Origin of the sequence: Rhizobium sp. Root1203 (genome assembly GCF_001424945.1) — a bacterium.
GTDB lineage: Bacteria > Pseudomonadota > Alphaproteobacteria > Rhizobiales > Rhizobiaceae > Rhizobium.
Genome location: NZ_LMCW01000053.1, coordinates 1 through 5,137 on the forward strand (window position 1 = coordinate 1; position 5,137 = coordinate 5,137).

The 5,137-nt window shown below is 60.5% G+C and carries 4 protein-coding genes and 1 pseudogene; 2 read left to right on the top strand and 3 right to left on the bottom strand.

Annotated features, from left to right (window positions below):
- Positions 1 to 94 precede the first annotated feature (94 nt).
- Entirely contained in the window at positions 95 to 1,264 is a 1,170-nt protein-coding gene (locus tag ASC97_RS28115) for a CobW family GTP-binding protein (protein ID WP_057471631.1), read from the bottom strand.
- Between the two features lie 12 nt (positions 1,265 to 1,276).
- Positions 1,277 to 2,401, bottom strand: a complete 1,125-nt coding sequence (locus tag ASC97_RS28120) for a D-alanyl-D-alanine carboxypeptidase family protein (protein WP_057471632.1) — start codon at positions 2,399 to 2,401, stop codon at positions 1,277 to 1,279.
- 154 nt (positions 2,402 to 2,555) lie between these two features.
- Between ASC97_RS28120 and ASC97_RS28125 the strand changes: the two genes are divergently transcribed.
- Together ASC97_RS28125 and msrB are read left to right on the top strand one after the other, a co-directional pair.
- Complete coding sequence (locus ASC97_RS28125; protein WP_057471633.1) at positions 2,556 to 3,719, top strand: M20 aminoacylase family protein; 1,164 nt, start codon at positions 2,556 to 2,558, stop codon at positions 3,717 to 3,719.
- A gap of 198 nt (positions 3,720 to 3,917) precedes the next feature.
- A complete protein-coding gene (msrB, locus tag ASC97_RS28130; RefSeq protein ID WP_057471634.1) occupies positions 3,918 to 4,409 on the top strand; it encodes a peptide-methionine (R)-S-oxide reductase MsrB in 492 nt (163 codons plus the stop codon).
- Between the two features lie 560 nt (positions 4,410 to 4,969).
- On the opposite strand, the pseudogene ASC97_RS36450 reads toward msrB, so the two are convergent.
- A pseudogene (locus ASC97_RS36450) lies at positions 4,970 to 5,137 on the bottom strand (transposase); the annotation flags it as partial.

The window sequence follows — 5,137 nt, forward strand, 5'->3', positions numbered from 1 at the left end:
TCATCAGATGCTGGCCTCCATCCAGCCAACACCAAGGAATCAGAATAAAACTGATTTGGGAATCACATTCGATTCAGAAAAACACGGAAACGCTCTAGATCCGCATCCCGGGGATTGCCAGCGGATTGTCGGAGAGAGCGGTGCGATCCGGCGTATCGATGCGCGGCTTGCCGAGGAACGCGTCGAACAGGTCCTTCACGAACGCTTCCGGCAGATCCTTGGTGATCAGCACCATGCGGGTGCGCCTGTCTGCTGGGTCCGGCCATGCCGGCAGGCGGGTCGGCGGATGAAAGATGCTCTGGACGCCGTGCAGCACGAGCGGGCGTTCCGGCCGGTCAGACACGGCAACGATCGCCTTCATGCGCAAGAGCTTCTCGCCATGCGCCGATCGCAGCAGGTCGATGAACATATCGAGCGCCATTGGATCGATCGGCTTGTCCTCGACGATCGAGAAGGATCGGATCGAGGCATCGTGGCGGTTCACGTCATGCGGATCCTGATGATCATGCCCATGGTCATGGTGATCGTGTCCGTGATGATCATGATGGTGGTCGTGAGCATGATTATGATGATGATGCGCAGCGTGCGCGTCCTCGTCCCGCAACCAGCGGCCCACATCGGTAATCTTCGTCGCCGGATCGTAAAGGCCGTTGACGAGCGTTGCCGACGTCCCGCTGGCGGGATCGTCCGCATCCATCAGTGCAGCGCGCGGATTGAGCGCGCGCAGGCGCGATTCAAGGCCCGCCAGCGCCTCGGGCGACGCCATGGTTTTCTTCGAGACGATCAGGCGGTCGGCAACGGCCACCTGCTTCACCGCCTCTTCGTGGTTGTCGAGCGTCTGCACGCCATTGACCGCATCGATGACGGTTACGACGCCCTCGAGCTCGAAATTCGTGGCAATGATCGGGTTGCCCATGATCGCCTGCATAACGGGCGCGGGATCGGCAAGCCCCGTCGTCTCGATGACGACGCGCCTGACCGGCTTGACGCGGCCGGTCTGGACCGCATCCATCAGGTTGGCGAGCGTATCCACCAGCTCGCCGCGCACCGTGCAGCACAGGCAGCCGTCGGAGAGCTCGATGATCGAATCTCCCGAGCTTTCCACCAGCAAGTGGTCGATCCCGACATCGCCGAACTCGTTGATAATGACGGCCGCGTCGTTCATCGCCGGATCCTTCAGGATGCGGTTCAGCAACGTCGACTTGCCGGCGCCGAGAAAGCCGGTGAGGATGGTGACCGGAATCCGGTCCGATTGAACGCTCATGTCAAATGGACCTTAGAACGCGGCCGGGCGCGGCATCGGCACCGGAACGTTGGCGATCGCGCCTGCGGTCTCAGCGGTTGCGAGCTTGTCCGGCTGCGGTTCGTTCTGGCCCGGAATCAGGCCCGCATACGAGAAATTCGGTTCGTGATCCATTTCCTGGATATAGGGCGAGTGGATCTTCATCCGGCCGACTTCGTCGCGCGTCTCACTGCGAACCTTGGCGCCCTTTGCGCTGCAGATCTCGGCGGTGATGTCAGCGACCTGATCCTGGCCAGGTCCGTAAGGCTTCAGCGAGCCGAGCGTATCGGTGCCGGGGAACTGGGAGGTGAAACCCTTCTGCAGGAGGTCGGCCGAGGCATCGGCGCGCGCCGCCAGGCTGTCCGTCCCAAGCACGACGGATACCAGCGTGCGGCCGCTGCGGGTGGCCGAACCGATCTGGTTGAAGCCTGATGCGCAGATGAAACCGGTCTTCATGCCATCGGCCCCGGCGAAGCGGCCAATCAGCATATTGATGCTCGGCACGTTCTTGGTCCCGGTCGTGATGCCTTCCAGCGAGAAATAGCCGGCATATTGCGGGAAATCACGGCGCAGCGCCACAGACAGGATCGCGAGGTCGCGCGCCGTCGTATACTGCCCCTTGCCCGGCAACCCGTTCGGATTGACGAAATGCGAATCCGACATGCCGAGCTTGATCGCCTCTGCATTCATCTTCACGACGAACGCCTCCTGCGTGCCGCCCACGGCTTCTGCAACGGCAACGGCGATATCGTTGGCGGATTTGACCATGAGAATCTTCAACGCACTGTCCAGCGTCAGCTTCTGGCCGGGTTTGAAATACATCTTGGCCGGCGGCTGGGCCGCTGCCCGCTTGCTCATCACGACAGGCGTATCGAGGCTGATCTGGCCCGAGCGAACCGCGTCGAACACGGTATAAACCGTCATCAGCTTCGTCAGAGAGGCCGGATACCATTTGCGAAAGGCGTCCTCGTGCTCGAGCACGCGCCCGGTTTGCACGTCGACCAGGATATGCGGATTGGCATAGGCCTGGGAGGTGACGGAAACAGCAATGGCGGCTGCGGAAGCTGCGATTGAGAGCGGCCGCAAAGCGGCAAGCAAGCGGTTCTGGCGCGTCGACACGGTTTGTCCTTAAAGATATCCGGATGTCTCGAAAGTTTCCCCTATTTAACGTATATGGCCATGACATGGCAAAGGTCATTGTCTAACTTATTTCCGCGGCATCGTGTCTCTATCGCCTCATGCCGCGTTTTCGATTTCATCAAGGAAAGCAAGCATGCCGATTTTGAACAGAGCCGCCGAGCTTCAGAACGAAGTCACCGAATGGCGCCGGCATATCCACGAGCGCCCTGAGCTTCTCTTCGCGGTTGAAAGCACCGCAGCCTTCGTGGCCGAGAAGCTCAAGGAATTCGGCGTCGATGAAATCGTAACCGGCATCGGTCGCACAGGTGTCGTCGGCCTGATCAGGGGCAACGGCGAGGGAACACGCACGGTCGGCCTGCGCGCCGACATGGACGCCCTGCCGCTCACCGAAATTTCCGGCAAGCCCTGGGCGTCCAAGACATCAGGCAAGATGCATGCCTGCGGCCACGACGGTCACACGGCAATGCTGCTCGGCGCTGCCAAGTATCTCGCGGAGACGCGCAACTTCAACGGCAACGTGGCGGTTATCTTCCAACCCGCCGAAGAAGGCGGCGGCGGCGGCAACCTGATGGTGCAGGACGGCATGATGGAGCGCTTCGGCATAGAAGAGGTCTATGGCATGCACAATTTGCCCGGCCTTGCCGTCGGCCAGTTCGCCATCCGCAAGGGAGCGATCATGGCGGCGACCGATGAATTCACCATCACCATTAAGGGCCGTGGCGGCCATGCGGCGCAGCCGCACCGCACGATCGACCCAATCGCGATCGGCGCGCAGATCGTCACGAACCTGCAGATGATCGCATCGCGCAGCGTCGATCCGCTTGCATCTGTCGTGGTCTCCGTCACCAAGTTCAATGCCGGCTTTGCCCACAATGTCATCCCCAACGATGCGACGATCGCCGGCACGGTGCGCACGCTCGACGCCGAGGTGCGTACGCTTGCGGAAACGCGCCTGAAGGAGGTCGTCAACGGCCTCGCCGCGGCCCATGGCGCCGAAGTCGATATCGCCTTCCACCGCAACTACCCGGTCACCTTCAACCATGCGACCGAGACCGGTCACGCGATCCAGATCGCCACCGACATCGCCGGCGCGGCCAACGTCAACGCCGACATCGATCCGATGATGGGCGGCGAGGACTTTTCCTACATGCTGAACGCCCGTCCCGGCGCCTTCATCTTCATCGGCAACGGCGATACGGCGGGTCTGCACAACCCCGCCTACGACTTCAACGACGAGGCGATCAGCCACGGCATTTCATACTGGGTGCGCCTTGCCGAGCAGCGCCTCGGCGCATAGCCGCCGGGGGTCTCTCTCAGGATAAAATCAAATTGAAGTTCGTTGCTGCGGCATTCCCACGGGACTAGCGTCGAATTCCAACGTCCAGGTCTCGTGACAGGACGGCGCATCGCAGATTCTTCGTTCATTGCTGCAACAAAATGCTCCGCGGACTCGTACCCATACCATAGGATCGTTTCGAACGCGGAGCATGACACCATGTTGAGCCGACGCAGCCTAATTCTCAATGCCGGACTGACTGCGCTTGGAATGCAGTTCGGTCTTTGCGAAGCGAGCGCAGACACCGGCGGTCAGTTCGCTGTCAGCCACACGGATAGCGAATGGAAGAAACTGCTGACGGCTGACCAGTTTGCCGTTCTTCGACGGGAGGGAACCGAGAGACCGTTCACCAGCCCGCTGCTGCACGAGGAACGAAAGGGCAATTTCGCCTGCGCAGGCTGCGAACAGGACGCGTTCGCGTCGAGCACGAAGTTTGACAGCGGCACGGGCTGGCCGAGTTTCTGGGCGCCGCTTGACGGCAAGGTCATCGGCACGACGCGGGATACGACACTTGGAATGGTACGGGAGGCAGTCCATTGCGGCCGCTGCGGCGGCCATCTCGGCCACGTCTTCGATGACGGGCCGAAGCCGACCGGGCTGCGTTACTGCCTGAACGGCGTTGCACTGAAATTTCATCCGTCTTCGGCCTGATTTGCGGACGGCGCGCGCCGATCCCCGGTGTTCAGGCTTCGGCGTTCACCTTCGGCAGAGGGGAGGTCAGCCCTTCCTGCGGGATGCGCTGGTCGGCTCGGGTGACTGATGCTGCAAAGCAGCCGCCGGAGCCGACCAGCGCCGGAATTTCGCAAAAGAGCAGTTGCTCGCCCGGTTAAGCTGAGCTATTGGAGCCTGCGTTAGTACGCATTTGTCCACGTAGCTCAGTAGGATAGAGCACAGGATTCCTGGTTGCATAAAATTGGGGGCTGCATCTTAAAGGGTGTAGTCGATCTGCTCAAAGTCGGGGAACGCTTCGCTGGACTTCCAGCATGCCAATCCCGAGCCAAGCTTCGGAGAAATCCGTTGAAGGTGTAGAGACTGGATGGGCAGCACCTAAAAGCCGAAAGGCTCATGGTGAAGGGACAGTCCAGACCACGAACGCCAAAGGCGGCGGCGAAAGTCGAAGTGGTATGAATCCTGGGGTCGGAGGTTCGAATCCTCTCGTGGACGCCAACAACTTCATTGTCCGACCCGGATACATAGGGAACAGTTCGTTCCTAAGACATGGGTGACAACCTCGTGCCGAACGGGTTGTCGATGGTTTGCAATGTCTTCTGCTCCAGGTCGATATATCCCAGATCATAGTGCATGAAGCTGACAAGCCAAATACCGTCATCGACCTCTTTCAGTCCCAGTTTCTGTCCAGCGAGCACGATCGAGATGTT

What these genes read in the sequence shown, in the direction of transcription:
- ASC97_RS28115 (WP_057471631.1), bottom strand. Translation starts at nt 1,264, where the DNA reads ATGAGCGTTCAATCGGACCGGATTCCGGTCACCATCCTCACCGGCTTT.
- ASC97_RS28125 (WP_057471633.1), top strand. Translation starts at nt 2,556, where the DNA reads ATGCCGATTTTGAACAGAGCCGCCGAGCTTCAGAACGAAGTCACCGAA.
- msrB (WP_057471634.1), top strand. Translation starts at nt 3,918, where the DNA reads ATGTTGAGCCGACGCAGCCTAATTCTCAATGCCGGACTGACTGCGCTT.